24 protein-coding genes are annotated in these 25006 nt (G+C 68.3%); 3 read left to right on the top strand and 21 right to left on the bottom strand.

Annotated elements, in window-relative coordinates; translation table 11 throughout:
* Positions 1–212 precede the first annotated feature (212 nt).
* A complete protein-coding gene (queF, locus tag H0523_RS17560; protein WP_054431738.1) occupies positions 213–1037 on the top strand; it encodes an NADPH-dependent 7-cyano-7-deazaguanine reductase QueF in 825 nt (274 codons plus the stop codon).
* 75 nt (positions 1038–1112) lie between these two features.
* Here the strand turns inward: queF and H0523_RS17555 are convergent, their stop codons facing one another.
* Both H0523_RS17555 and H0523_RS17550 read right to left on the bottom strand, forming a co-directional pair.
* Positions 1113–2117 (bottom strand): cytochrome-c peroxidase, encoded by a 1005-nt coding sequence (locus H0523_RS17555; protein WP_054431649.1) that lies wholly within the window; start codon positions 2115–2117, stop codon positions 1113–1115.
* Positions 2118–2299: 182 nt separating this feature from the next.
* Positions 2300–3208, bottom strand: coding sequence for a LysR substrate-binding domain-containing protein (locus H0523_RS17550; protein ID WP_054431650.1), 909 nt, complete (start codon positions 3206–3208; stop codon positions 2300–2302).
* A gap of 139 nt (positions 3209–3347) precedes the next feature.
* Between H0523_RS17550 and H0523_RS17545 the strand changes: the two genes are divergently transcribed.
* On the top strand, positions 3348–4424 hold the full coding sequence (locus H0523_RS17545; protein WP_054431651.1) for a tartrate dehydrogenase: 1077 nt from the start codon (positions 3348–3350) through the stop codon (positions 4422–4424).
* Positions 4425–4529: 105 nt separating this feature from the next.
* Here the strand turns inward: H0523_RS17545 and H0523_RS17540 are convergent, their stop codons facing one another.
* The 12 genes from H0523_RS17540 to H0523_RS17485 all read right to left on the bottom strand — a co-directional run bounded on the left by H0523_RS17540 (position 4530) and on the right by H0523_RS17485 (position 19518).
* Positions 4530–5816 (bottom strand): MFS transporter, encoded by a 1287-nt coding sequence (locus tag H0523_RS17540; RefSeq protein ID WP_054431652.1) that lies wholly within the window; start codon positions 5814–5816, stop codon positions 4530–4532.
* A gap of 196 nt (positions 5817–6012) precedes the next feature.
* Positions 6013–6585 (bottom strand): CDP-diacylglycerol--glycerol-3-phosphate 3-phosphatidyltransferase, encoded by a 573-nt coding sequence (pgsA, locus tag H0523_RS17535; RefSeq protein WP_006390551.1) that lies wholly within the window; start codon positions 6583–6585, stop codon positions 6013–6015.
* A gap of 80 nt (positions 6586–6665) precedes the next feature.
* On the bottom strand, positions 6666–8495 hold the full coding sequence (gene uvrC / locus H0523_RS17530; RefSeq protein ID WP_006390552.1) for an excinuclease ABC subunit UvrC: 1830 nt from the start codon (positions 8493–8495) through the stop codon (positions 6666–6668).
* Entirely contained in the window at positions 8458–9513 is a 1056-nt protein-coding gene (nagZ, locus tag H0523_RS17525; RefSeq protein WP_054431653.1) for a beta-N-acetylhexosaminidase, read from the bottom strand. Before nagZ ends, uvrC begins: the two co-directional genes overlap by 38 nt.
* A gap of 43 nt (positions 9514–9556) precedes the next feature.
* Positions 9557–9994 (bottom strand): holo-ACP synthase, encoded by a 438-nt coding sequence (acpS, locus tag H0523_RS17520; RefSeq protein ID WP_054431654.1) that lies wholly within the window; start codon positions 9992–9994, stop codon positions 9557–9559.
* Positions 9995–10029: 35 nt separating this feature from the next.
* Positions 10030–10770, bottom strand: coding sequence for a pyridoxine 5'-phosphate synthase (locus tag H0523_RS17515; protein ID WP_054431655.1), 741 nt, complete (start codon positions 10768–10770; stop codon positions 10030–10032).
* Positions 10767–12260 carry an efflux transporter outer membrane subunit gene (locus tag H0523_RS17510; protein ID WP_054431656.1) on the bottom strand — a complete coding sequence of 498 codons (1494 nt, stop codon included), beginning with the start codon at positions 12258–12260 and terminating at the stop codon, positions 10767–10769. Before H0523_RS17510 ends, H0523_RS17515 begins: the two co-directional genes overlap by 4 nt.
* Entirely contained in the window at positions 12257–15478 is a 3222-nt protein-coding gene (locus tag H0523_RS17505; protein ID WP_054431657.1) for an efflux RND transporter permease subunit, read from the bottom strand. Before H0523_RS17505 ends, H0523_RS17510 begins: the two co-directional genes overlap by 4 nt.
* A 63-nt stretch (positions 15479–15541) precedes the next feature.
* Positions 15542–16816, bottom strand: a complete 1275-nt coding sequence (locus H0523_RS17500; protein WP_180180107.1) for an efflux RND transporter periplasmic adaptor subunit — start codon at positions 16814–16816, stop codon at positions 15542–15544.
* A gap of 293 nt (positions 16817–17109) precedes the next feature.
* On the bottom strand, positions 17110–17550 hold the full coding sequence (locus H0523_RS17495; RefSeq protein WP_054431659.1) for a helix-turn-helix domain-containing protein: 441 nt from the start codon (positions 17548–17550) through the stop codon (positions 17110–17112).
* A 155-nt stretch (positions 17551–17705) separates the two neighbouring features.
* The gene (locus tag H0523_RS17490; RefSeq protein WP_054431660.1) at positions 17706–18902 is read right to left on the bottom strand and encodes a DUF3734 domain-containing protein; all 1197 of its coding nucleotides are present in this window, start codon (positions 18900–18902) and stop codon (positions 17706–17708) included.
* 19 nt (positions 18903–18921) lie between these two features.
* The gene (locus H0523_RS17485; protein WP_082385459.1) at positions 18922–19518 is read right to left on the bottom strand and encodes a DUF4136 domain-containing protein; all 597 of its coding nucleotides are present in this window, start codon (positions 19516–19518) and stop codon (positions 18922–18924) included.
* 197 nt (positions 19519–19715) lie between these two features.
* Between H0523_RS17485 and H0523_RS17480 the strand changes: the two genes are divergently transcribed.
* Entirely contained in the window at positions 19716–20510 is a 795-nt protein-coding gene (locus H0523_RS17480; RefSeq protein WP_054431661.1) for a TOBE domain-containing protein, read from the top strand.
* A gap of 89 nt (positions 20511–20599) precedes the next feature.
* Here the strand turns inward: H0523_RS17480 and H0523_RS17475 are convergent, their stop codons facing one another.
* From H0523_RS17475 to H0523_RS17445, 7 genes are all read right to left on the bottom strand, one after another.
* Positions 20600–21286, bottom strand: coding sequence for an ATP-binding cassette domain-containing protein (locus H0523_RS17475; protein WP_054461018.1), 687 nt, complete (start codon positions 21284–21286; stop codon positions 20600–20602).
* Complete coding sequence (gene modB, locus H0523_RS17470; protein ID WP_054431662.1) at positions 21283–21966, bottom strand: molybdate ABC transporter permease subunit; 684 nt, start codon at positions 21964–21966, stop codon at positions 21283–21285. The genes H0523_RS17475 and modB overlap by 4 nt, the downstream gene beginning before the upstream one ends.
* 31 nt (positions 21967–21997) lie before the next feature.
* Positions 21998–22756: a molybdate ABC transporter substrate-binding protein gene (gene modA, locus H0523_RS17465; protein ID WP_006390565.1), complete on the bottom strand. Its 759-nt coding sequence runs from the start codon at positions 22754–22756 to the stop codon at positions 21998–22000.
* A 119-nt stretch (positions 22757–22875) separates the two neighbouring features.
* Complete coding sequence (gene speD / locus H0523_RS17460) at positions 22876–23226, bottom strand: adenosylmethionine decarboxylase (protein WP_054431663.1); 351 nt, start codon at positions 23224–23226, stop codon at positions 22876–22878.
* Entirely contained in the window at positions 23223–23396 is a 174-nt protein-coding gene (locus H0523_RS17455; RefSeq protein ID WP_180180106.1) for a hypothetical protein, read from the bottom strand. The genes speD and H0523_RS17455 overlap by 4 nt, the downstream gene beginning before the upstream one ends.
* A gap of 3 nt (positions 23397–23399) precedes the next feature.
* Positions 23400–24869 carry a DUF4178 domain-containing protein gene (locus H0523_RS17450; RefSeq protein WP_054431664.1) on the bottom strand — a complete coding sequence of 490 codons (1470 nt, stop codon included), beginning with the start codon at positions 24867–24869 and terminating at the stop codon, positions 23400–23402.
* Between the two features lie 13 nt (positions 24870–24882).
* The coding region (locus H0523_RS17445) for an SHOCT domain-containing protein (protein ID WP_180180105.1) at positions 24883–25006 on the bottom strand (124 nt) is incomplete at its 5' end.

Here is a 25006-nt window from a genome sequence, read left to right as displayed (position 1 = left end):
CTTATATAAGAGGAAAAATATTATTTATATAAATCAATAAGTTATTTCGCTCATTCCGCATTGCGGAACGCAATTGTCATCCGTGAAATGCCCTTGCGCGGCGGCGCAGCACGAACTTTCACATGCCGGGAGCGGCGTTTCATGATGCGAAAAATGAAGCGTTCGTGACCGCCTACAATGCGGTCATCTCCACGTTTTCCGACGACCTTTCCATGACGCTGTCTCACGGCCCGCTGGGCCAGAGCGTGACCTACGTCTCGCAATACGACCCCTCGCTGCTGTTCCCCATCGCCCGCGCCCACAACCGCGAGGCGCTCAACCTGGCGAGCGGCCCGCTGCCATTCACCGGCGTCGACCTGTGGAACGCCTATGAGTTGTCCTGGCTCGACGCCAAGGGCAAGCCGCGGGTGGCGATGGCCACGTTCTCGGTGCCGGCCGACAGCCCCAACATCATCGAGTCCAAGTCGTTCAAGCTGTACCTGAACTCGTTCAACCAGACCCGGCTGGTCAACTCGGCCGCGTTGCGCGGCCGGCTGGAGCGCGACCTGAGCGCCGCCGCCGGCGCCCCCGTGGGGCTGGACTTCATCCTGCCGCAGCGCTTCGGCGAACTGCGGATGGGCGAACTCGACGGTATCTATATAGACAAGCTCGACATCGAGATCGACACCTACGAGCCGGCGCCGCAGCTGCTGCGCAACCGCCCGGGCGACGTGGTCGAGGAAACCCTGTGCTCGCGCCTGCTGAAATCCAACTGCCCGGTGACCGGCCAGCCCGACTGGGCCAGCGTGCAGGTCCGCTACCGCGGCAAGCCGATCGACCGCGAGTCGCTGCTGCGCTACGTGATCTCGTTCCGCCAGCACGCCGAGTTCCACGAGCACTGCGTGGAACGCATCTTCACCGACATCATGCAGGCCTGCGCGCCCGAGCAACTGACGGTCTATGCGCGCTACACGCGGCGCGGCGGGCTGGACATCAACCCGTGGCGCAGCAACGTCGAGACGACGCCGCCGGCCGACGTGCGCACGGTGCGCCAGTAAAAAAGCAGGCGTCGTCCGCCCCGAGGCGAACGACGCCCTTCACAGGCGGCGCCCCCGACGGCGCCGCCCCCCTCCCTACTTCACGAACGGCGCCGGCCGCGGCGTATCGTCCGCCGATGGCGGCAGCAGCGGATACTGGATCGCCGGCTGGTCGCCCGTCAGCGTCTTCAGGAACGCCACGATCTGCGCGTTCTCGTCCGGCGTGAAGGTGCGGCCCAGCTGCAACCGGCCCATCACGTCCACCGCCTGCGTCAGCGTGGCGGCCTCGCCGTCATGGAAGTACGGATAGGTCAGCGCCACGTTGCGCAGCGTCGGCACCTTGAAGTTGAAGCGGTCGGCATCCTTGCCGGTGACGGCGGCGCGGCCCTCGGCCTTGTTGTCGGTCTGGTACGGCGCCACCAGCCCCATCTTCTGGAACGAGTTGCCGCCCACCGCCACGCCGTTGTGGCACGCCACGCAGCCGCTGTTCTTGAACAGCGTGTAGCCGGCCAGCTCCTTCACCGTCAGCGCCTTGTCGTCGCCCTTGAGCCACTGGTCAAAGCGCGAGTTCGGCGTCACCAGCGTTTCCTCGAAGGCGGCCAGCGCGCCGGTCACCTCGTCGATGGTGATGTCGTCCTTGCCGAACACCTGCTTGAATTCGGCGCGGTAGCCCGGAATGGAATTGAGCACCTGCACCGCCAGTTCATGGGTGGAGGCCATTTCCATCGGATTGGCGATCGGGCCGCCGGCCTGCTCGCGCAGGTCCTTGGCGCGGCCGTCCCAGAACTGGGCGATGTTCAGGCTGGAATTGAGCACCGTCGGCGAATTGATCGAACCCTGCTGCCACTTGTGGCCGATCGACGCCTTCAGGTTGTCGGAGCCGCCCATGCCCAGGTTGTGGCAGGAATTACAGGAGATCGCGCCGGAGCGCGACAGGCGCGGGTCGAAGAACAGCTTCTTACCCAGCTCCACCTTGGCCGGGTCCTTGATCACCGCCGCCTCGATCGGCTGGATCGGTTCCTGCCGCGGCGCGCCCGACGCCTGGCCCGCCCACAGCGCAATGACGACACCCGCCGCGAGCATCGCGTGCTTCTTTCTCATGGCTTTCTCCTGTTGAATAACCTTGTCGTTCTCAAGGTCATTACAGCGGAGCGGGCCGCCAGGCGGCTTGCGATGCGTCAAGCGCGCCGGCGCCCTGCCGCGCCCCGCCATGGAGGCTTGACCTGACGCAAACCGGGCAGGCCGGCCTGTCGCCGCGCGGTGTCCGGCGCGGGGTTCAATTGTCAGACGCCAGCATCCAGCTGGCGCAGATGCGCCTCCAGGAAATCCACGCACACCCGCACCTTGGCCGAGGCGTTCAGCCGCGCCGGGTACACCGCCCAGATGTTGGCCTCCTGGCGGTACTGCGGCAGCACCGGCACCAGCTTGCCGGCGGCGATCAGCGGGCCCACGTCCCAGGCCGACCGCAGGATGATGCCGCGCCCGTCCACCGCCCACTGCACCACCATCTCGCCATTGTTGGCCGACAGCGGCCCGCGCACCTTGACGGTGTGCTCGCGCTCGCCGCGCCGCATGCGCCAGACGCCGAAGGGATGGTCGCGCTCCTTGATCACCAGGCAATCGTGCGCCGCCAGATCGTCCAGCTTGCGCGGCGCGCCGCGCTCGGCCAGGTACGACGGCGCCGCGCACAGCAACCGGTGATTGGCCGCGAGCTTGCGCGCGATCACGTGCGGCGCGATGTCGTCGCCGACCCGCACGTCCAGGTCGTAGCCCTCGGCCGCCACGTCGACCAGCCGGTCGAACACCTCGAAGCGCACCTGCACCGCGGGATGGCGCGACACGAACGCCGACAGCGCGGGCGCCACCACCCGCCGCCCGAAGCCGAAACTGCTGCAGATGCGCAGCAGCCCGCGCGGCTCGCGGCGCGTGACGCCGACCTCCTCGACCAGGTGATCGACGTCGTCGAGGATGCGCTGGGCCCAGTGGTAGACGCGCTCGCCCGCCTCGCTCACCACCACGCGGCGCGTGGTGCGGTGGAATAGGGGCGTACCGAGGCTGGCTTCGAGCAGCCGGATGCGCTTGGTGACGTAGGCGGCCGACATGCCCAGGTCTTCGGCGGCCCGGGAAAAGCTGGAGGCGCGCACCACCGCGTTGAAGACGCGCAGGTCGGCGGGCAGCAGGTCATTATTCATGATTCGTGCATATTCATTTCACGCGACGGGTCATTGTAGATGGACTGTAGGCACGCCTACCATGGCTGCCATCCCCCGCAACGCGCCCGATGGCGCGGCGCGGGACGCCCTTTCCCCTTCCCTTTTCAGGTCCCTCTCCATGTCCCACGTCCACAAAATCGCAGCCATCGCCGGCGACGGCATCGGCAATGAAGTCCTGCCCGAAGGCCTGCGCGCCGTCGAGGCCGCCGCCCGCCGCTTCGGCCTGACGCTGCAGATCGACACCTTCCCCTGGGCCAACTGCGAGTACTACGCGCAGCACGGCGAGATGATGCCGGCGGACTGGAAGGAACAGTTGCAGGGCTACGACGCCATCTTCTTCGGCGCGGTCGGCTGGCCCGCCACGGTGCCGGACCACGTCTCGCTGTGGGGCTCGCTGCTGAAATTCCGCCGCGAATTCGACCAGTACATCAACCTGCGTCCGGTCCGATTGTTCGAGGGCGTGCCCTGCCCCCTGGCCGGCCAGCGCCCGGGCAACATCGACTTCTTCATCGTGCGCGAGAACACCGAGGGCGAATACACCAACCTGGGCGGCCGCCTGTTCTCCGGCACCGAGCGCGAGATCGTGATCCAGGAATCGGTCTTCACCCGCCACGGCACCGACCGCGTCATGCGCTACGCCTTCGAGCTGGCCAACCGCCGCCAGCGCAAGCAGCTCACCATCGCCACCAAGAGCAACGGCATCGCCATCAGCATGCCGTGGTGGGACGAGCGCGCCGACGCCGTCGGCCAGCAGTATCCGGACGTCAAGACCGACAAGCAGCACATCGACATCCTGGCCGCGCGCTTCGTGCTGCAGCCGCAGCGCTTCGACGTGGTGGTGGCGTCCAATCTGTTCGGCGACATCCTGTCGGACCTGGGTCCGGCCTGCACCGGCACCATCGGCATCGCGCCGTCGGCCAACCTGAACCCGGAACGCGCCTTCCCCTCGCTGTTCGAGCCGGTGCACGGCTCGGCCCCGGACATCTACGGCAAGGGCATCGCCAACCCCATCGCCATGATCTGGTCGGGCGCGCTGATGCTGCAGTTCCTGGGCAGCCAGGACGCGCACGACGCCATCCTGGCGGCCATCGAGCACTGCCTGAAGGACGGCCCGCGCACGCCCGACCTGGGCGGCCAGGCCCGCACCGAGGACATCGGCCGCGCGATCGCCGCCCATATCGAGGCGCGCGGCTGATCCGGCCGCGACCAGCGCCCCTTTGCGGGCGATGGCGGATCCGCCGCGCCCAAGAAAAAACGCCGCCCGAGGGCGGCGTTCTGCTTGATGCGACGACGCTCGGCGTCAGGAACGCGCCGGCACCGCGGCGGCGGGATCCGCCCGGCGCGCCTGCACCGCGATCCACTGCGCCAGCAGCGCGGCGGCGGTGAACGCCACGCCCGCGCCGATCCACGGGCCCTGGCGCAGGCCGGCGTCCAGCAGCAGGCCGAAGGCCAGCGGCCCCAGCGCCGAGCCGACGTCCATGCCGGAATACACCAGGCCATAGACCGAGCCGGTCGAGCCCTTCGGCGTCACCCGCCGGATCAGCATGTCGCGCGACGGCGCGGCCACGCCCGAGCAGAAACCGGCCAGCGCCACCACCGGCGCGGCGAACAGCGCCGGCACCAGGCCCAGCGCCAGCACCACCAGCGTCAGGCCGGCCAGGATCAGCGCCACCATCACCGTGCGTTCGGTGCGCGGATTGGCCGACACCAGGAAGCCGCCGGCCGCCATGCCCACCGCCGACGCCACCATGTAGCCGGACAGCGCCGAGCTGGCCGCCACCTTGGACAGGTCGTACAGCTGGCCCAGCAGCGGAATGGTGTAGTTCTGCACCGACGACAGCGCGATCGAGGTGCAGGCGAAAAACAGGAACGCGCCCCACAGCGCCGGCTTGGACAGCAGCGTGGCCAGGGTCGTCAGCACGCCCTCCTGCGGCTTGGGCACGGCGCGCGCGCCAGCCTTGGCGTCGTCCGCCTGGGCCGGCTCCGCGCCGCCCAGCAGGTGGCGGCCCAGCACGGTCAGCAGCAGCACGAAGGCCACCAGCGCGGCGGCGCTGTAGGCCGCCACGCGCCAGTTGGCCAGCAGCGTGATCGAGGTCATGAACACGGGCGTGAGGGCCCAGCCCAGGTTGCCGGTCAGGCCGTGGGCGGAAAAAGCGTGGCCCAGGCGCGGCGCCGTGATGCGGTGGTTGATGATGGAATAGTCGGCCGGGTGGAATACCGAATTGCCGATGCCGCCGACCACGGCGGCCGCCATCAGCATGGTGTAGCCGGTGGCCGAGCCGATCAGCAGGCCCGACAGCACGAAGCACGACAGGCCGAACCACAACACCGGCCGCGCGCCGATGCGGTCCACCACGAAGCCGGACGAGGCCTGGCCGATGCCCGAGACCACGTAGAAGGTCGACACCAGCAGGCCGAGACGGGCGAAATCCAGCCCGAACTCGTTGCCGAGCGACACATACAGCGACGGCAGGACCAGTTGGAAGAAGTGCGACGAAGCGTGGGCCACGCCGATCAGCAGGATGATCTGCCAGTCGCGGCGGCGGACGGCGGCGTCCGAGGCCAGGTTGGATGCAGCGGTAGTCATTGCGCAAGGCCGCGGGCAGCGGCGAAAGGCGGCCGCCCCGGGGCGGCTCGCGGGTTGTCTCCAGCAACGTCCGGCCTGGCCGGCGTTGTCCCTTTGGCGAATGCGGCGCATGGCCGGGCCGGTCGCGGTCTTTGCCCCGCCGGCATCGCTCTTGGTCTGTCCCGACGGCCCCGGGCGCGAGCCGGGCCGCCGTGGTTTACTGCGCTTTCTCGCGGATCGCGGGCCAGGCGCGCTGCAGGTAATACAGCATCGACCAGACCGTCAGCACCGCGGCCACGATGATCAGCACGTCGCCCAGCATCTTGGTGGAAATGCCGTGGATCGGCTGGTTGTACAGCAGGCACGGAATCGCCACCATCTGCGCGGCGGTCTTGAACTTGCCCAGCCGGTGCACCGCCACGCTGGCGCTGGCGCCGATCTTGGCCATCCACTCGCGCAGCGCCGAAATGGTGATTTCGCGGCCGATGATGATGAGCGAAATGAAGGCGTCGACGCGGCTCAGGTCCAGCAGCACGATCAGCGCGGCGCAGACCATCAGCTTGTCCGCCACCGGATCCAGGAACGCCCCGAACGCCGACGTCTGGTTCCAGCGGCGCGCCAGCCAGCCATCGAACCAGTCGGTCAGCGCGGCGATGATGAACGCCCAGGCGGCGAAGGTATCGCGCACCGGCACGGACAACCAGCTTTCAGGCAGGTAGAACAGCCCTACCACCAGCGGAATCATGGCTATCCGCAGCCACGTCAGAATTATGGGTACGTTAATTGGCATAGTGTCCGTATGCTACATCAGCCGGGTTGCACTGGCTGTCTCGCGGCCGCCGGACGGCCGTGAAACGGGCGTTCCGGGCCTTATCCGCGCAGCGCCTCATAGATCCGTTCGGCCAGGTCCTCGGAAATCCCGTCCACCGACGCCAGATCCTCGATACTGGCCGACGCCACCCCCGAAAAACCGCCGAAACGGGCCAGCAGGCGCTGCCGCCGGCGCGCCCCGACCCCTTCGATCTCCTCCAGCCGCGACACGTTGCGGGTCTTGGCGCGGCGCGCCCGCATGCCGGTGATGGCGAAACGGTGGGCCTCGTCGCGCACCTGGGCGATCAGCATCAGCGCGGCCGATTCGCCGCCCAGCGCCACCGGCGGGCGGCCGTCGGCGAATACCAGGGTTTCCAGGCCGACCTTGCGCCCTTCGCCCTTGGCCACGCCCACCAGCGCCTGGATGTCCAGGCCCAGCTCGGCGAACACCTGGCGCGCCACCTCGACCTGGCCCTTGCCGCCGTCGATCAGCACCAGCCCGGGCATTTGGGCCTCGCCGTCGGCCACCTTGGCGAAGCGCCGCGTCAGCACCTGGCGCATGGCGGCGTAGTCGTCGCCCGGCGTGATGCCGGCAATGTTGTAACGGCGGTACAGCGACGGCTGCATGTCGTGGTGCTCGAACACCACGCAGGAGGCCTGGGTGGCCTCGCCGGCGGTATGGCTGATGTCGAAGCACTCGATGCGCAGCGCGTCCAGCGCCGCCTCGTCGGTATCCAGGTCCAGCGTCTCGGCCAGCGCCAGGGTGCGGGCGGCGCGGGCGCCGGATTCAGTCAGGGCGCGGGCCAGCGCCATCTCGGCGTTCTTGACCGCCTGCTCCAGCCAGGCGCGGCGGGCGCCCTGCGGCCGGGTCAGCACGCGCGACGGACGGCCGCCGGCCTGCTCCACCAGCAGGTCGATCAGGCCGGCGTCGGGCAGCGCGTGCGAACAGACCAGCACCGGCGGCAGCGCGTTGTCGGTGTAGTGCTGCGCCACGAAGGCTTCCAGCACCTGCGGCGCGGCCTCGCCCTCGGCATGGGTCGGGAAGAACGGCTTGTCGCCCAGGTGGCGTCCGCCCCGCACCATGGCGAGGTTGACGCAGACCTTGCCGCCGGCGATGGCGACCGCGACGATATCGGTGTCCTCGCCGCTGACGTTTTCCATGGTCTGCTGATGCAGCACCCGCGCCAGCGAGCCCATCTGGTCGCGCAGCGCGGCGGCTTCCTCGAAGCGCAACGCCTCGGCGGCCTCCAGCATGCGGGCCTCGATCTCGCCCATCACGTCCTTGGCCTCGCCGTTCAAAAAGCGCACCGCGCGCTGCACGTCCGAGGCGTAGTCCTGCGCCGCGATGGCGCCGACACAGGGCGCCGAGCAGCGCCCGATCTGGTGCAGCAGACAGGGCCGCGAGCGGTTGGCGAAGACGGTGTCCTCACAGGTCCGCAGGCGGAACACCTTCTGCAGGATCTGGATGGTCTCGCGCACCGCCCAGGCGTTCGGGAACGGGCCGAAATACTGGCCGCGCTTGTTGGTGGCGCCGCGGTAATAGGCGATGCGCGGCCAGTCGTGGCCGGTGATCAGCAGGTACGGGTAGGACTTGTCGTCGCGGAACAGGATGTTGTACCGCGGCTTCAGGCTCTTGATGAGGTTGTTTTCCAGGATCAGCGCTTCGGCTTCGGAGCGCGTCACCGTGACCTCCAGCCGCGCCACCTTCGCCACCATCTGGGCGATGCGCGGGCTGGCCAGGTTCTTCTGGAAATACGACGAGACGCGCTTTTTCAGGTCGCGCGCCTTGCCGACATACATGACCTCGCCGGCCGCATCCAGGTGCCGGTAGACACCCGGAAGATGCGGCAGGTCAGCCAGGAACGATTTGAGATTGAAGTCGTCGGGCATTCTGGTAACGGCTTTCGGCCTGCAGGGAGTCCCAGTCGAGCGCGTCGAAACGCGGCATCAACCGGCGGATGCGGGCCACGGACTCGGGCGCATGGTCGAACTCGAGCCGCGCCAGCAGCTCGTCGGCCAGGTCGGGCCGGTTGCACACCAGCACCATGTCGCAGCCGGCGCCGAGCGCGGCCTGGGCACGCGCCAGGATGTCGCCGGCGACGGACGCGCCTTCCATGGTCAGGTCATCCGAGAACACCACGCCATCGTAGCCCAGGCGGGTGCGCAGGATGTCCTGCACCCAGCGCCTGGAGAAGCCGGCCGGATGCTTGTCGACCTTGGGGTAGATCACGTGCGCCGGCATCACCGACGGCAGCACCGCGTCGCCCAGCCAGGCGTAGGGCGCGGCGTCGTCCTTCAGGATGCGTTCGAGCGGGCGCGGATCGACCGGGATCTCGTGGTGCGAATCCGCGCCGACGAAACCGTGCCCCGGGAAATGCTTGCCGCAGGCCGACATGCCGGCCAGCGCCAGGCCCTGGATCAGCGCGCGCGACAGCATCGTCACCACCCGCGCGTCATGGTGGAAGGCGCGGTTGCCGATCACCTTGCTGACGCCGTAGTCCAGGTCCAGCACCGGCGTGAAGCTCATGTCCACGCCGCAGGCGCGCAGTTCGGCGGCCAGCACGTAGCCGGCCTCGGTCGCCAGGCGCATGGCGGTCAGCGGATCGCGGTCCCACAGCACGCCCAGGTCGCGCATCGCCGGCAGCGGCGTGAAGCCGTCCTCGCGGAAGCGCTGCACCCGGCCGCCCTCGTGGTCGACCAGGATCAGCAGGCGCTCCTTGCGCGCTTTGTGGATCTGGCGGGTCAGCTCGGTCAGCTGGCGGCGGTTCTCGAAATTGCGCGCGAACAGGATCACGCCGCCCACCAGCGGGTGGCGCAGGCGCTTCTTTTCTTCCTTGGTCAGCACAGTGCCGGCCACATCGACCATCACGGGACCGGGCGGCAGCGCCCGGGATTTCTTCTTGGCCATCGGCGTGTCCTTCTGTCTGTGTCTTGCAGGCCGGCCCGCGGGCTCAGGGCTTGCGTTCGACCACCACATAGGCGGCGGCCATGTCGGATTCATCGGTGATGGAAACGTGCGCGGCGCCGAAGCGCTGCACGTACCATTCCAGCAGTTCGGGCGCGATCACCAGCACCGGCCGGCCGCCGGGCGCGTTCAGGGTCTGCACCCGGCGCCAGGTCATGGGCATGCGCATGCCCAGCCCCACCGCCTTGGAGAAGGCTTCCTTGGCGGCAAAGCGCGTCGCCAGGAAGCGCACGCCGCGCACCGGGTCGCGGGCGCGGCGGGCGTGGAACTTGGCCAGTTCCTCGGGTCCCAGGATCTTCTCGGCGAAGCGGTCGCCGTGGCGCGCCAGGGCGCGCTCGATGCGGTCGATGCGCAGCAGGTCCATGCCGATGCCGCCGATGGCGGCCGGCGCGGGGACGGCGGGAGGGGCTTCGGGCTGGGACATCGCTGCGGCGCCGTGGGAAGGGATCGGGCCCGGGCTCAACGGCCGCGCAGCGCTTCCAGGCGGGCCTGCACCATCAGCGCCTTCATGTCGCGCACCGCCTTTTCCCAGCCGTCGAACACCGCCTGCGCCACGATGGCGTGGCCGATGTTGAGCTCGGAAATGCCGTCCAGCGCCGCCACCGGCTTGACGTTGCCGTAGTGCAGGCCATGGCCGGCGTTGACGCGCAGGCCATGGCGCAGCCCTTCGGCCACCGCCACGCGGATGCGCTCCAGCTCGGCCAGGGCGGCTTCGCCCTCGGCTTCGGCGTAGGCGCCGGTGTGCAGCTCGATGACCGGCGCGCCCGCGCGGGCGGCGGCTTCGATCTGCGCGGGGTCCGGATCGATGAAGAGCGACACGCGGATGCCGGCCTCGGCCAGCAGGCCGACGGCGTCCGACACCGCCGACATGGCGCCCGCCACTTCCAGTCCGCCCTCGGTGGTCAGCTCGGTGCGCTTTTCCGGCACCAGGCAGACGTCATTGGGCTTGACCGCGCAGGCGATCTCCAGCATCTCGGGCGTGACCGCGCATTCCAGGTTCATGCGCGTGCGCAGCTGCGGCCGGATCGCGTAGACGTCGGCGTCCTGGATGTGGCGGCGGTCTTCGCGCAGATGCAGCGTGATCAGGTCGGCGCCGGCGTCCTCGGCGCGCAGCGCCGCCGCCACCGGGTCGGGATAGGTCGTGTGACGCTGCTGCCGCAGGGTCGCGACGTGATCGATGTTTACACCAAGTTCTATCATTGCACTTTCGTTGTTTCTTCCCAGCCGCCGCCCAACGCCTTGTAGAGTTCCACACGGTTGATCAGCGCGGCCAGGCCGGTTTGCACCAGCGCCAGCTGGGCATTGAAAAAGTCCACTTGCGCGGTCTGCACCTGCAGGTAGCTGTCGACCCCATTGGTATACCGCAGATTCGACAGTTCCAGGGTGCGCGCCGACGAATCCTGCAGCGCGCGCTGGGCGTCCAGCTGCGCGCCATAGGTGGCCTCGCCCGCCAGCGCGTCCGAGACTTCGCGGAACGCCTGCTGGATGGTCTGCTCATACTGCGCCACCGCGATATTGTCGCGCGCCTTGGCGAGATTCAGGCCTTCGCGGATGCTGCCGCCCGCGAACAGCGGCGTGGTGATCGACGGCGAGAAGCTCCAGTACCCCTGCCCGCCCTTGAACAGCGTATCCAGCGACGGGCTCGACACGCCCAGCAGGCCGGTCAGCGAGATGGTCGGGAAGAACGCCGCGCGCGCCGCGCCGATGTTGGCATTGGCCGACTTCAGGTTGTTCTCGGCGGCCAGGATGTCCGGACGGCGTTCCAGCAGGTCGGACGGCAGGCCGGCCGGCACGCTCGCCAGCAGCTGGTCGCGGCCGAACGGCGCCGGCGCCGGCAGGTCATCGGGCAGCGGCGTGCCCAGCAGCACCACCAGCGCGTTGATCGCCTGCGCACGGGCGCGGGCCAGTTGCGCCAGGTCGGCCGAGGCCGTGTCCAGCAGCGACTTGGACTGGTTCAGGTCGAGCTCGGACGCCACGCCGCCGTCGAAGCGGCGCTTGACCAGGTTGTAGGATTCCTGGCGCGAGGACAGCGTGCGCTGCGTCAGTTCCAGCTGGACCTCGGCCGCGCGCAGGTTGAAATACGACTCGGCCACCGACCCGATCAGCGTGATGTGCGTGCTCTTCTGCGCCTGCTCGGTCGACAGGTACTGCTGGTATGCCGCTTCCGACAGGCTGCGCAGCCGGCCGAACAGGTCGATCTCGAACGTGGTCAGGCCCAGACCGGCCTGGTACGAGCTGCTGATCGAGGTCGAATCGGGACCGCCCGGGCGCATGTTGCGCGGCAGGTGCTGGCGCTGGCCCTGGATGCCGGCGCCGATGCTCGGCCACTGCGCGCCGCGCTGCACGCCGTACTGGGCGCGCGCCTCTTCGACGCGCTGCACCGCCACGCGCAGATCGCGGTTGTTGACCAGCGCCAGTTCGATCAGGCGCTGCAGGCGCGGATCGTGGAAGAACTCGCGCCAGCCCAGGTCGGCGGCGGCCGTGGCCGCCTGCGGCGCCACCGCGGACGCGGGCTGCGTGCCCAGCGTCATCGGATTGGCATACGCGCCGTACTGCACCTTGGGCTGGTCCGGCCAGTTGCCGGAGACCGGCGCGTCGGGACGCTTGTAGTCGGGCGCCAGCGAGCAGCCGGCCAACGCCACCGCCACGAAGGCGGACAAGGCGGTCTGTTTGAACATCAGGGCGCTCATTCCTTGCCCTCCTGGCCACCGTTGGGTTGTGCGGGAGCGTCCGGCGGGGTCTGCCCCGCGGCCGCCTTCTTGGCCGCCTGCTCTTCCTCGAAGGCGCGCAGCTCGGCGCCCAGCAGGCGCGGCTTGGTCTTGAACAGGCCCAGCACCACGACGAAGAAGGTCGGCACGAAAATCACCGCGAACGGCGTGGCGGCCAGCATGCCGCCCAACACGCCCAGGCCCACCGCGCGCTGGCTGGCGGCGCCGGCGCCGGTGGCCATGGCCAGCGGCACCACGCCCAGGATGAAGGCCAGCGAGGTCATCAGGATCGGCCGGAACCGCAGGCGCGCGGCTTCCACCGCCGCCTCGTAGAGACCCATGCCGCGCGCGTACTGGTCCTTGGCGAATTCCACGATCAGGATGGCGTTTTTGGCCGCCAGCCCGATCACGGTCACCATGCCCACCTGGAAGTACACGTCGTTGGACATGCCCAGCGCGCTGACCAGCGCCACCGCGCCCAGCATGCCCAGCGGCACCACCAGCATCACCGAGATCGGGATGGCCCAGCTTTCATACAGCGCGGCCAGCACCAGGAACACCACCAGCAGCGACAGGCCCATCAGGATCGGGGCCTGGTTGCCGGCCTGGCGCTCCTGGTAGGACAGCCCGGTCCACTCGTAGCCGAAGCCCTGCGGCAGCTGGCCCACCAGCTTCTGCATTTCCTCCATGGCCTGGCCGGTCGTGTAGCCGGCCGCGGCGCTGCCGCCGATCCGCATGGATTCGTAGCTGTTGTAGCGCACCACCTGCACCGGGCCTTGCGACCACTTGGCGGTGACGAACGTCGACAGCGGCACCATGCCGCCCTGCGCGTTGCGGGCGTTGAGCTTGAGCACGTCGGACAGCTGCATGCGGTACGGCGCATCCGCCTGCACCCAGATGTTCTGCATCCGGCCCAGGTTGGGGAACTTGCTCAGGTAGGCCGAACCGACCGCGGTGGAAATCAGCGAGGCGGCCTCGTCGAAGTTCACCCCCAGCGCGGCGGCCTTGTCGCGGTCGATATCCAGCGTCAGCTGCGCGCCGGCCGACAGGCCGGTGATGCGCACCTGCGACAGCACCGGGCTCTTCATCGCCATGCCCATCAGCTGGCCCGTGGCCGCGGCCAGCGCGTCGGTGCCGGCCGAGCCGCGATCCTGCAGGCGCAGGTCGAAACCGGTGGCGTTGCCGAGCGACGAGATCGCGGGCGGCACCAGCGTGAACACCATGGCGTCGTGCACCCCCATCAACTGCTTCTGGAAGGCATTGAACGCGATGGCGCCGGCGGAATCGCCCTTGCCCTTGCGGTCCTTGAAGTCCTTGAGCGTGGTGAAGGCGATGGCCGCGTTCAGGCCGTTGCCGTTGAAGCTGAAGCCCTGCACGGTAATGATGTTCTCGACCGCGGGGATCTGGCGGAAATAGGCCTCGACCTCCTCGATCACCTCCACCGTGCGGTTGGCGCTGGCGCCCGTGGGCAGCTCGATGTTGCTGATGACGTAGCCCTGGTCTTCTTCCGGCAGGAACGACGACGGCAGGCGCAGGTACAGCCAGCCCAGCAGGATCACCAGCACCAGGAACGCCAGCATCATGCGGCCGCCCTTGTGCAGGATGCGCGAAACCCAGTTCTGGTAGCCGTGCGTGGTGGCGTCGAACTTGCGGTTGAACCAGCCGAAGAAGCCCTTCTTGTCGTTGTGGTGTCCCTTGGGCACCGGCTTCAGGATGGTCGCGCACAGCGCCGGCGTGAAGGTCAGCGCCAGCAGCGCCGAGAAAAAGATCGACACGGCCATGGCCACCGAGAACTGGCGGTAGATCACGCCCACCGACCCGCTCATGAAGGCCAGCGGCAGGAACACCGTCACCAGCACCAGCGTGATGCCGATGATGGCGCCGCTGATCTGCGGCATGGCCTTCTTGGTCGCTTCCTTGGGCGGCAAGCCTTCGGTCGCCATGATCCGCTCGACGTTCTCGACCACCACGATGGCGTCGTCCACCAGAATACCGATGGCCAGCACCATGGCGAACATGGTCAGCACGTTGATGGAGAAGCCCAGCCCCAGCATCACCGCGAACGAGCCCAGCATGGCCACCGGCACCACCAGCGCCGGGATCAGGGTGTAGCGCACGTTCTGCAGGAACAGGTACATCACCAGGAACACCAGCACCATGGCTTCGGCCAGGGTGTGCAGCACCTGCTCGATCGAGACCTTGACGTAGGGCGCGGTGTCGTAGGGGATGGCGTAGGTGATGTTGCCCGGGAAGTACTTGGACAGCTCATCCATCTGCTGGCGCACGCCCTGAGCGGTGGCCAGCGCGTTGGCGTCCGGCGACAGCACGATGGCGAAGGCCGCCGTCGGCTTGCCGTTCAGGCGGGCGCCGAACTGGTAGTTGTCGGCGCCGACCTCGATGCGGGCGACGTCGCGCAGCAGCACCTTGGAGCCATCGGTGTTGGCGCGCAGCACGATCTTGCCGAACCCCTCGACGGTGCTGAGCTGGCCGTTGGCCACCACGGTGGCGGTGATGCGCTGCGATTCGGGGTTGGGCGGCGCGCCGATGCTGCCGCCGGACACCAGCACGTTCTGCGCGGCGATGGCCTGGTTGACCTCGGCCATGCTCAGGCTGAAGCCCACCAGCTTGGCCGGATCGACCCAGATGCGCATGGCGCGCGGCGCCGCGAACAGCTGGAACTGGCCCACGCCGGACACCCGCGACACCGGGTTCTGGATGTTGCGGGTGATGTAGTCGGCCAGCGCCGTCTGGTCGAGCGAGCCGTCGGTGGACGACAGCGTCACGATCATCAGGAAGCCGGTACTGGTCTGCTCGTACTTCAGGCCCTGTTGCTGCACCGCGGAGGGCAGCTGGGCGATCACGTTGGACACGCGGTTCTGCACGTCCACCTGCGCCAGGTCGGGATCGCGGCCAGGCGCGAAGGTGGCGGTGATGGTCGAGGTGCCATAGGAATCGCTGACCGACTCGTAGTAGATCAGGCCCTTGGCGCCGTTGAGCTTGTCCTCGATGATACTGGTGACCGATTCGGCCACTTCCTTGGCCGACGCGCCGGGATAGGTCGCGGTGATGGTGATGGCCGGGGGCGCCACGTCGGGATACTGCGATACCGGCATGTTGGGGATGGCCAGCACCCCCGCCAGCAGGATGAACAGGGCGACTACCCAGGCGAAAATTGGTCGATCAATAAAAAATTGCGGCATGTGGGCTGACTCTGAAAGCGATGCTCACCAAAGAGGAACGCAGCGCGTTGCGCTGCGAGCCGCTTACGATTTCTGGCCGGCGGCCGGGGCCTGCTGCGCCGGCTTGGCGGGGTCCGCGGGGGCGCCCGCCGCGGGATCCGCCGGCTTGGCGCCAGGCTGTGCCGGCGGCTGGCCGCCCGCGGCGGGCGCCCCGCCCGCCTTGTCCTTGTTCCAGGGACTGGCCTGCACCGGGGCGCCGGGACGGATCTTCTGGAAGCCTTCGACCACGACCACGTCGCCGGCCTTCAGGCCGCTGGTGACGATCCAGCTGTTCTTGACGGCGCCGCCGGTGGTGACGGGCAACTGTTCGATCTTGTTGTCCTTGACCAGCATCAGGCTCTGCGAACCGTCGGCGGTGCGTTGCAGCGCCTGCTGCGGCACCACCAGGGCCTGGTCGTCCACGCCCTGCTCCAGCCGCACGCGCACGTACATGCCGGGCAACAGGATGCCGTCGGGGTTGGGCACCTCGGCGCGCAGGTTGACCTGGCCGGTGCTGGGATCGACCGTGATGCCGGTGAACAGCAGCTTGCCCGGCTTGTCGTATTCGGAACCGTCTTCCAGCACCACCGTGGCGCGGGCGGCGTCCTTGCCGACCTGCTGCAGCTTGCCGCTGGCGAAGGCGCGGCGCAGCGCAGCCAGGTCCGCGGTGGACTGGGTGAAGTCCACGTAGATCGGGTCGAGCTGCTGCACGGTCGCCATCTGCGTGGCCGAGGTCGCCTCGACCAGCGCGCCTTCGGTCACCAGCGGCTTGCCGATGCGGCCCGTGATGGGCGAGGTGACATCGGTGTAGCCGAGGTTGATGGAGGCGTTGTCCTGCGCCGCCTTGGCGGCGGCCACGGTGGCATCGGCCTGGCGGTAGGCCGCCACGGCGTTGTCGTATTCCTGCTTGCTGACGGCGTTGGCCTTGACCAGCGGCGCGTAGCGGTCGGCCAGCAGCTTGGCGCTGAACAGGTTGGCCTGCGCCTGCTTGAGCTGCGCGGTGGCCTGATCGTAGGCGGCCTTGTAGGGCGCCGGATCGATCTTGAACAGCAGCTGGTTTTCCTTGACGTCGCCGCCCTGCTCGAAGGTGATCTTCTGGACGATGCCGGTGACCCGCGAGCGGATCTGGGCGTCGCGCACCGCGTCGACGCGGCCGGGCAGTTCGGAAACGATGGGGGTGCGCTGCGGCTGCACCGTGATGACGCTGACCTGCGGCATGCCGGGATTCATCTGCGGCTTTTCACCGCAACCCGCCAACAACAGCGCGAGGACGCCGCCGGAAAAAGCCAGACCTGAGACACGTTTAGGCGAAAACCGCATTGAAACCCCCGCGAAGTTAACCGCGTCAAGCGACCGCAACAATGTAACGGCGACGATGCCCGCCGTGTCCCGTTGCCGAAGGACGGTCGCGGGTTTGCGCGGCCGTGTCCGACCGCCGTATTTGACCGCAATCCGTGATTGCGATCAAAGCAAAATCCTGCGCCCCGCCACTGACACGTGAATAGCCCGTTAATGTAACTCAGTTATTGGGGAAATCACTGATTTTCACGACGGCGCGCAACATGGGGAGCGGCGAAAAACAAACGGATCCGGGGGAAATCCACTTGCCACGATCACACATCGGCAACCTCTTGCAGGTTGCCCAGGAATACATAGCCCACGCCATGCACCGTATGCAGCGGCAGGCGGCCGCCGGCCTGGCGCACCTTGCGCCGCAGGCGGCAGATCGCCACGTTCAGGGCGCGCAGGTTGGTGCTCTGGCGCGGCAGCATCAATTCCTCGCGCAGCAGCGCGAGTTCTTCGCGCAACAGCTCCTTGCGCGGATTGCGCAGCAGGCACTGGAAGCAGGCGCGTTCGACCTCGGTCAGGTCCAGCCGCGTGCCTTGCGGCGTCAGCAGGGTCCAGCCGTGGTACAGCAGGCTCCACCAGCCATCGAGCCGCACCGGAAAGGAGCCGTCGGCCGGTTCGGCCGTGGCGGCGGGCGCGGCGCCGGCGGGGGCCGACGGCGCGGACTGCGGGCCACGGAAGGAGGTTTCGGGAAAAGCGGTGGTCATGTCGGCGTCTCCAGCGGGCGCGGGCGCGGCGTGGAAGACGGCGGCCCGGACCCGGAACAAGGTTTCAAGTCTTGCCGAAAGACTACCGTTGCTGACGCCATTGTGCGGCGGGTTTCCCTTGGAATCAGACGGATCCCAGCCTGGCCCGTGGCGGCTCAGGCCGTGTGCTTGCCATTGCGATGGATGTCGTGGGCCACGAAGCAGCTGTCCTGCGTCGGGCGCGCCAGGATGCCCGGCTTGGCCAGCGTCTGGCGGATGTCGGCCAGGCCCGACTCCCAGTGCTCGCGCATGGCCTCGGTGCCGAACTCGTAGTCCTTGGAAAAGCGCTCGCGGTGCTTGGACTCGTAGATCAGGTTGATGATGTTGGTGGCCGGGGTCTTGGCCAGGCGGCGGATCTCGGCCAGTTCAGGCGCGGCGCGCTCCTTGTCGGGCAGGCGTTCCAGCAGCTGCTGCAGGCCATGGCGCAGCTTGAGCACGCGCCGCAGCTGGTCGGTGACCATGCGGGTCCGGCTGGAGTACTGGATGTCCTTCTGGCGCTCGGCCACTTCCTCGAGCGTGGTCGGCAGCCCGCCGCGCGCCGGCCACAGGTCGACCTGGAAGGCCAGCGTGTCGCGCATCGTCTCGCTGGTCAGCACCTGCGCCAGCGGCGTATTGGACACCACGCCGCCATCCCAGTAGTGCTCGCCGTCGATCTCCACCGACGGGAAGCCGGGCGGCAAGGCGCCGGACGCCATGATGTGCTCGGGCCGCAGGGTGTCCTTGAGGCTGTCGAAATAGGCGAAATTGCCGCTGCGCACGTTGACCACGCCGAAACTGGCGCGCACCGCGCCGGAATTGAGCAGGTCGAAATCCACGTACTCGCGCAAGGTCGCGGCCAGCGGCGTGGTGTCGTAGAAACTGGTGGACGCCGCGCCCTTGCCGTGCACCCAGTACGGCGGCGGGAAGCGCGGCTTGAAAAAGCCCGGCTGCCCCGAGAACAGCGCCTGGAACGCCGACAGCTGGCCGTTCATGGCGGGCGAGCCGAAGCCGAACGGGATGCCCTCGAACATGCCCGCCAGCGTGTCGCCCCAGGGCACCGAGGCGAAGCCCGCGGGCCGGCAGATGCTTTCCCAGAAACCGCGCAGCCGTTCGATGCGCTCGTCCTCGCGGGAGCCGGCGATGATGGCCGCGTTGATCGAGCCGATGGAGATGCCGGAGATCCAGTTGGGGCGGATGCCGGCCTCGTGCAGGCCCTGGTACACCCCCGCCTGGTACGAGCCGAGGGCGCCGCCGCCCTGCAGCACCAGCGCCACGGTGTCATAGGCCGGCGTCGCGCCGGTGTCGGGGGAAGCGGCCTTGCGGCGAGTACTCATGCGGGTTTCCTTGCGAAAGCTAGGGTTTGGTCTTGTCCGGCAATTGCGGCGCCGCGACGCCGGCGCGGAACGGATACCTGGCGAAGATCTCCGCCACGGCCTTGTCGACGTTCTCGGCCGAGGTCGCCATCTCGGGGTTGCGCACCTCGCCGACCGCGACGCCCTCCCACACCAGCTGCTTGCGGCGCGGATCGACCAGATCAATGTTGAGCGTGCCCTCGGTGTACTGATAGACGGTGTCGCCCCAGCCGTAGCCGGGCCAGCCGCCATAGAAGCCCGAGCGATAGCCGTAATACGGCCCCATCGGCGGCGGCGCCTCGGTCACCTGGGTCTTTTGCTGCAGCTTGCCATTGAAATTGACCAGCAGGTCGGGGTTGGCGGCGCTGTAGACATAGCCGCGCATTTCCATCTGGCCGCGGGTGGCGTCCTTGAGCCGCTCGGTCAGCAAGGTGCTGTAGCCGGCCTTGTCGGTGCCCAGCGGCGACATGTAGCCGAAGGTCCGGTAGCGGGAGAAATCCGCCTGGTGGTCGTAATCGCTCTTGACGGTGGGGCCGGAGGCGCAGGCCGCCAACAGCGCCGCCATGGAACCCGATGCCAGCATTTTCAGCGCTTTCATGTCGATCTCCAAGAAGCGGAGCCGCGAGCCGGCCCCGGTGCCTACATGCATCAACACAGCTTGAGCGCGTCCATAGTGCCGCGAAGCGGATAAAGTTTCAACAGCATCTCATTCTCATCCGATATATCTCAAACGCCGGCGACATCCGCTCCATTACACTCGGGGTTACTTCCAGACCCTGACCACACCTGATACCGATGTTGGAACTCGACGGCTCGATTTGGTTTCGTTCCGGCGCCCAGAACTGGGGCGGCAAGAACCGCATAGACCTGCTGGCGCAGATCGACGCCACCGGCTCGATCACGGCCGCCGCGCGCGCGGTCGGCATGAGCTACAAGGGCGCCTGGGACGCCATCGACGCCATGAACAACCTGGCGGGCGAACCGCTGGTGCTGCGCGCGGCCGGCGGCAAGGGCGGCGGCGGCACGCGCCTGACCGACCGGGCGCGCGGCCTGATCGCGACATTCCGGGCGCTCGAGTCCGAGCACCGCAAATTCATGGACAACCTGACGCGCGCCGGCCTCGATGCCAGCGGCGACATCGACTTGATGAGGCGATTTATGTTGAAAACCAGCGCACGCAACAAACTCATGGGCACCGTGATGGAAGTCCGCACCGGGGCCGTCAACGACGAGATCCTGCTGCGCATCGCCGGCGGCCAGGTCATCACGGCCACCATCACCCGCGAAAGCACCCAGGAACTGGAACTGGCGCCCGGCAAGGAAGCGCTGGCGCTGGTCAAGGCCTCGTCGGTGATCGTCGGCGCGCCCGGCCCCGGCCTGCGGCTGTCGGCCCGCAACCAGCTGCCCGGCACCATCACGGCGGTGCGCACCGGCGCGGTCAACAGCGAGATCCTGATCGGACTGGAAGGCGGCACCACGCTGGTGGCCATCGTCACCAACGAAAGCGCGCAGGACCTTGGACTGGGCGAAGGCGCCGAAGCGGTGGCCGTGTTCAAGGCCTCGAGCGTGATCCTGGGCGTGCTCGACTGATCGTGGCCCGCCGCGGCCAGGCGCCCGCCCGGCGCGGCATACGCCCTCGGGCGGCAGCGGCATTCAAGATCTGAACGCCGCCCTGGCCTTCAAACGCCCACGTCCTCGTCGCGGCGGCGCACCTTGCCGTCCCGAACTTCGAAGACCTCGTCGGCCAGCGCCTCGACGTCGGCCGGATCGTGGGTGATCAACAGCATCGGCACGTCCAGCTGGCGTTGCAGCGTGTTCAATTCCTGGCGCATCTTGCCGCGCAGTTGCGAGTCCAGCGCCGAGAACGGCTCGTCCAGCAGCAGGATTTCCGGCTTGAGCATCAGCGCGCGCGCCAGCGCCACGCGCTGCTTCTGGCCGCCCGAGATCTCGTGCGGATAGCTGCCCACGATGGCGCCCAGCTCGAACGCGTCGACCCAGCGCCGCGCGTCGGCCGACACGGCCCGCCGAGGCGGATTGAGCCAGCCGCGGCGCGAGCCGAAGGCGATGTTCTGCGCCACCGTCAGGTGCGGGAACAAGGCATAGTCCTGGAACAGGTAGGCCACTCGGCGGGCCTGCGGCGCGACGCTCAGGCGCGCATCGGAATCGAACAGCACCCGGCCGTTGACCTCGATGCGGCCGGCATCGGGCCGCAACAGGCCGGCCACCGCGCGCAGCGTCAGGCTCTTGCCGGCGCCCGACGGCCCGAACAGCGCGATGCGCTTGGAGGCCGATGAGAACGCCACGTCGAGCGAGAAGTGCCGGTCGCCGGACACCATGCTCTTGCGGATGCGCAGATCGACGCTCATTGCCCGTCTCCGCTGCGCCGGCCGCGGATCGGCACCAGCTTGCCGGCCGCCAGCAGCACCGCAACGCAGGTGATGGAGGTGACCATCACCAGGAAATTGGCGGTGGCGTCATCGCCCGCCTGCACCGCCTCGTAGATGGCGACCGACAGCGTCTGGGTGCGGCCCGGCAGGTTGCCGGCGATCATCAGGGTGGCGCCAAACTCGCCCAGCGCGCGGGCAAAGGCCAGCAGCACGCCGGCCACGATGCCGCGCGCCGCCAGCGGCAGCGTCACGCGGAAGAACACCCCGGCCTCGCACACGCCCAATACCCGAGCCGCGCTTTCCAATTGGGGATCGACGTTTTCGAAGGCGGCGCGGGCCGACTTGAAGACCAGCGGGAAGGCCACCACCGACGCGGCGATGACCGCCCCCTGCCAGGTGAACACCAGCTCGATGCCGATTTCAGCCAGCTTTTCGCCGAGCACGCCGCGCCGGCCCAGCAGCACCAGCAGGTAGTAGCCCAGCACCGTGGGCGGCAGCACCAGCGGCAGGGTCAGGATCGCATCCAGCAGGTCCCGCCCCGGCCAGCGCCAGCGGGACAAGCCATAAGCGGCCCCGGCGCCGGCCACGGTCGCCAACAACGTTGCCCAGCCTGCCACTTTCAGGGTAAGCAGCAGGGGCACCCATACTGGATCGCTCATCACTGACCGCGATTGAATACCGGCCGCGGCCTCAGGGCTTCTGGAAACCGTAGCGCGACAGGATTTCCTGTCCGGCGGGCGACATCACGTAGGCCACGAAGCTCTTGGCTTCCTTGGCGGCGGTATCGCGCGCCGTCACGGCGATCGGATAGGTGACGGGCGTCTGCGACGGCACGCGCACCGCGACCTTGACCTTGTCCGGCATCACGGCGGCGTCGGTGGCGAACACGAAGCCCGCGTCCACTTCGCCGCGCGACACGTAGTCCAGGCTCTGGCGCACGTTCTGCGCCAGCACGCTCTTGGCCTGCACCGCGTCCCACAGGCCGGCGGCCTGCAGCGCGCCCTGCGTGTAGCGGCCCACCGGCACCGAGGCCGGGTTGCCGTAGGCGATGCGCTTGACGTCGTCGCGCGTCAGGTCCTTGAGCGCGGTGATGTTGGCCTTGCTGTCCGTCGGCACGATAAGCACGATCTGGTTGGCGGCGAAATCCACCCGCGATTCGGGCTTGACGGCCTTTTCCTCGACGGCCTTGTCCATCGCCTTCTGGTCGGCGGACGCGAACACGTCGGCGGGCGCGCCCTTGACGATCTGCTGCAGCAGCACGTCGGAGGCGCCGAAGTTCAGGATGACCTTGGTGCCGGCATGCTCCTTCTCGTATGCCTGGGCCACGTCCTTGAACGCGTTGGTCAGGCTGGCGGCGGCGGACACGACCAGGTCGCCGGCGTGGGCGCTGGGGCCCCAGACGGCGGCCAGGGCCAGCGATACCGCCAGGATCGGGTGTTTGCGGAACATGACTCTCTCCTCGGACAAGATCAATCTCGGTAACGAAATATATATAGGTATATAACGCCCGTCAATTTGCGGCAGACGGCCCGCTTGCGCCAGATCAACGCCGAAAGGGAAAGCGGCGTTCAGCCGCGGTCGACCGTGGTGACGCGGACGGTCTCCGGCCCCAGCGCGGCCCGCAGCCGCTCGAGCGCCAGTTCGGGCCGGGCGGCCCCGCACATGAAGATGTCCAGCGCGGCGAACCGGTGTTCGGGCCAGGAATGGATGCTGATGTGCGATTCGCTCAGCATGACCACCCCGGTCACGCCGGCGCCCTCTCCGAAATGGTGGAAGTGGGCGCCCAGCACCCGCGCCCCCGCCGCCTCGGCGGCCAGGACCAGCTCGCGTTCGAGCGCCTGGGCGTCGGCCAGCAGGCGGGCGGACACGCCGCGGAAATCGGCCAGGATGTGGCGGCCGGGCGTGGCGTGCGGCGTCACTTGTGCGAACCGCCCGATGACCAGCCCGAGCTGCCCGACGAGCCGCCGCCCCAGCTGCTGCTGCTGCCGCCGCTGCCGCCGCCGCTGGTGAAGCGGGCGCCGGGCGAGCTGGCGCCGGTGGCGGCCATGACCACGATCAGGGCGTAGATGGCGTAGATGAACTTGCCCATGCCTCAGTCGTCCTTTGCGGACATCTTGTCCGCGAGGCTGGCCGGCAGCCACAGGAAGGCCAGGCCGATCACGAGCGGCAAAATGCGGCCGCTGAAGATGTTGCCCATGTTGAGGAACCCCATGGCGATGGTGGCGAACCAGGCCCACTTGCGGTAGCCGCCGCCCGAGGCCGCCGACGCCATCGCCTTCTGCTTGGCCAGCTCGGGATTACCGAACCATTCCGCCAGCTGCGCCGGCGCCACCGGCGCGGACGCCGACCAGCCCAGTTCGGCCGGCCCCTGCTCGCGGGTCAGCTTGAGGTTGCCGGCCTTGAAGTCGGTGATCTTGGTGCTGTCGCCGACCTTGACGCGCCAGTTGAAGGCGCCCAGCGCCAGCTCGACGCGCGAGGTGTAGTCGTACAGCTTCTGGTACAGCTTGGAACGCCAGCGCACGCTGGTGGCGTTGTTGTAGCTGGGCCAGGTGTCGCAGACCTGCACCCGTTCCCAGCCCTCGTCCGTCTCCACCAGCCAGATGAAACCCTTGGCCGGGTTGAACAGCAGGTATTCGATCCAGTCCGAGGGCTCCTCGGGATCCGGGTCGGCGCATTTCATCAGGCCGATCAGGGTGAAGGCGGCGCCATCGATCTTGGCGGTGGCGCCCAGCGCCAGCGTGGTCTTGATGGCCTTGACCTTGCGCGCCTTCTCGATGACCTCGGCGGTGTCGCCGGCGCAGTCGACCGTGGCGGCGCACGAGGGGCACACCACCTGGGTCGCCATGGCCGCGACGAAGCTGATCGGCGCGCCGCAGCTGGGGCAGTCCAGCGCCTTGATCTGGCCGCGGAAGCGTCCGGCGGTCTCCTCGACCTGGTCGTTCGGGCGCAGCGAGGCCGCCTGCATGCCCGCCAGGTCGAAGGCCTTGCCGATATAGAGTTCGGGCTCGGGACCGTCGGAGAAGTCCAGCGTCAGGAACGCGTCCAGGCTGCGGAAGTCGGCCACCTTGGCTTCCCAGCCGTCGCCCGGCACGAATGGCAGTTCGCCCTGCGCGCCCCCGGCGCGGCAGCGGCGCACGTCCGAGGCGGTGAAACGCTGGCCGTCCAGCTTCATGTCGTCGCCGGGCGCGATGTCGGCGAAGGCCGGCAGGCCCTGCACCGTCTTGGCCTTGCGACGGCGGGTGATGGCGTACTGGCCGGAGGCGTCCGACAGCCAGCCGTCCGAGCCGTCGTCGAACCACAGATACCACTCGTTCCAGAAGCCGTCCTCGTAGCGCAGCTGGATGCGGCCGATCAGGTCGAAGCGCTTGCCTTCGAACTGGCCGGCGGCGCCCAGGCACAGCGGCGAATAGTCTTCCAGCACGTCGGCGGTCTCGCCGATGCGCCTGACCGAGTCGGCGTCCTTGAGCAGCGTGCTGCGGCAGGCGCCGCAGACCGCCATGACCGATGCCGTGGAGGTGAACTTGACGGGCGCTCCGCACTGCGGACACAGGACCTGCTGCATGGGCGTTCGGCGCTCAGCTGGTGAGTTTCTTCAGGACTTCCGCCTTGGCCGTGTCGTAATCGGCCGGCGTGATCAGGCCCTTGTCGAGCAGGTCCTTGAGCTGCTGCAGGCGCTGCACCGGATCGGCGCCACCGGCC

Origin of the sequence: Achromobacter insuavis (genome assembly GCF_902859645.1) — a bacterium.
Taxonomy (GTDB): Bacteria; Pseudomonadota; Gammaproteobacteria; order Burkholderiales; family Burkholderiaceae_B; genus Achromobacter; species Achromobacter insuavis.
The sequence above is the reverse complement of the archived record's forward strand: the minus strand, read 5'-3'. Positions and strand labels throughout refer to the sequence as shown.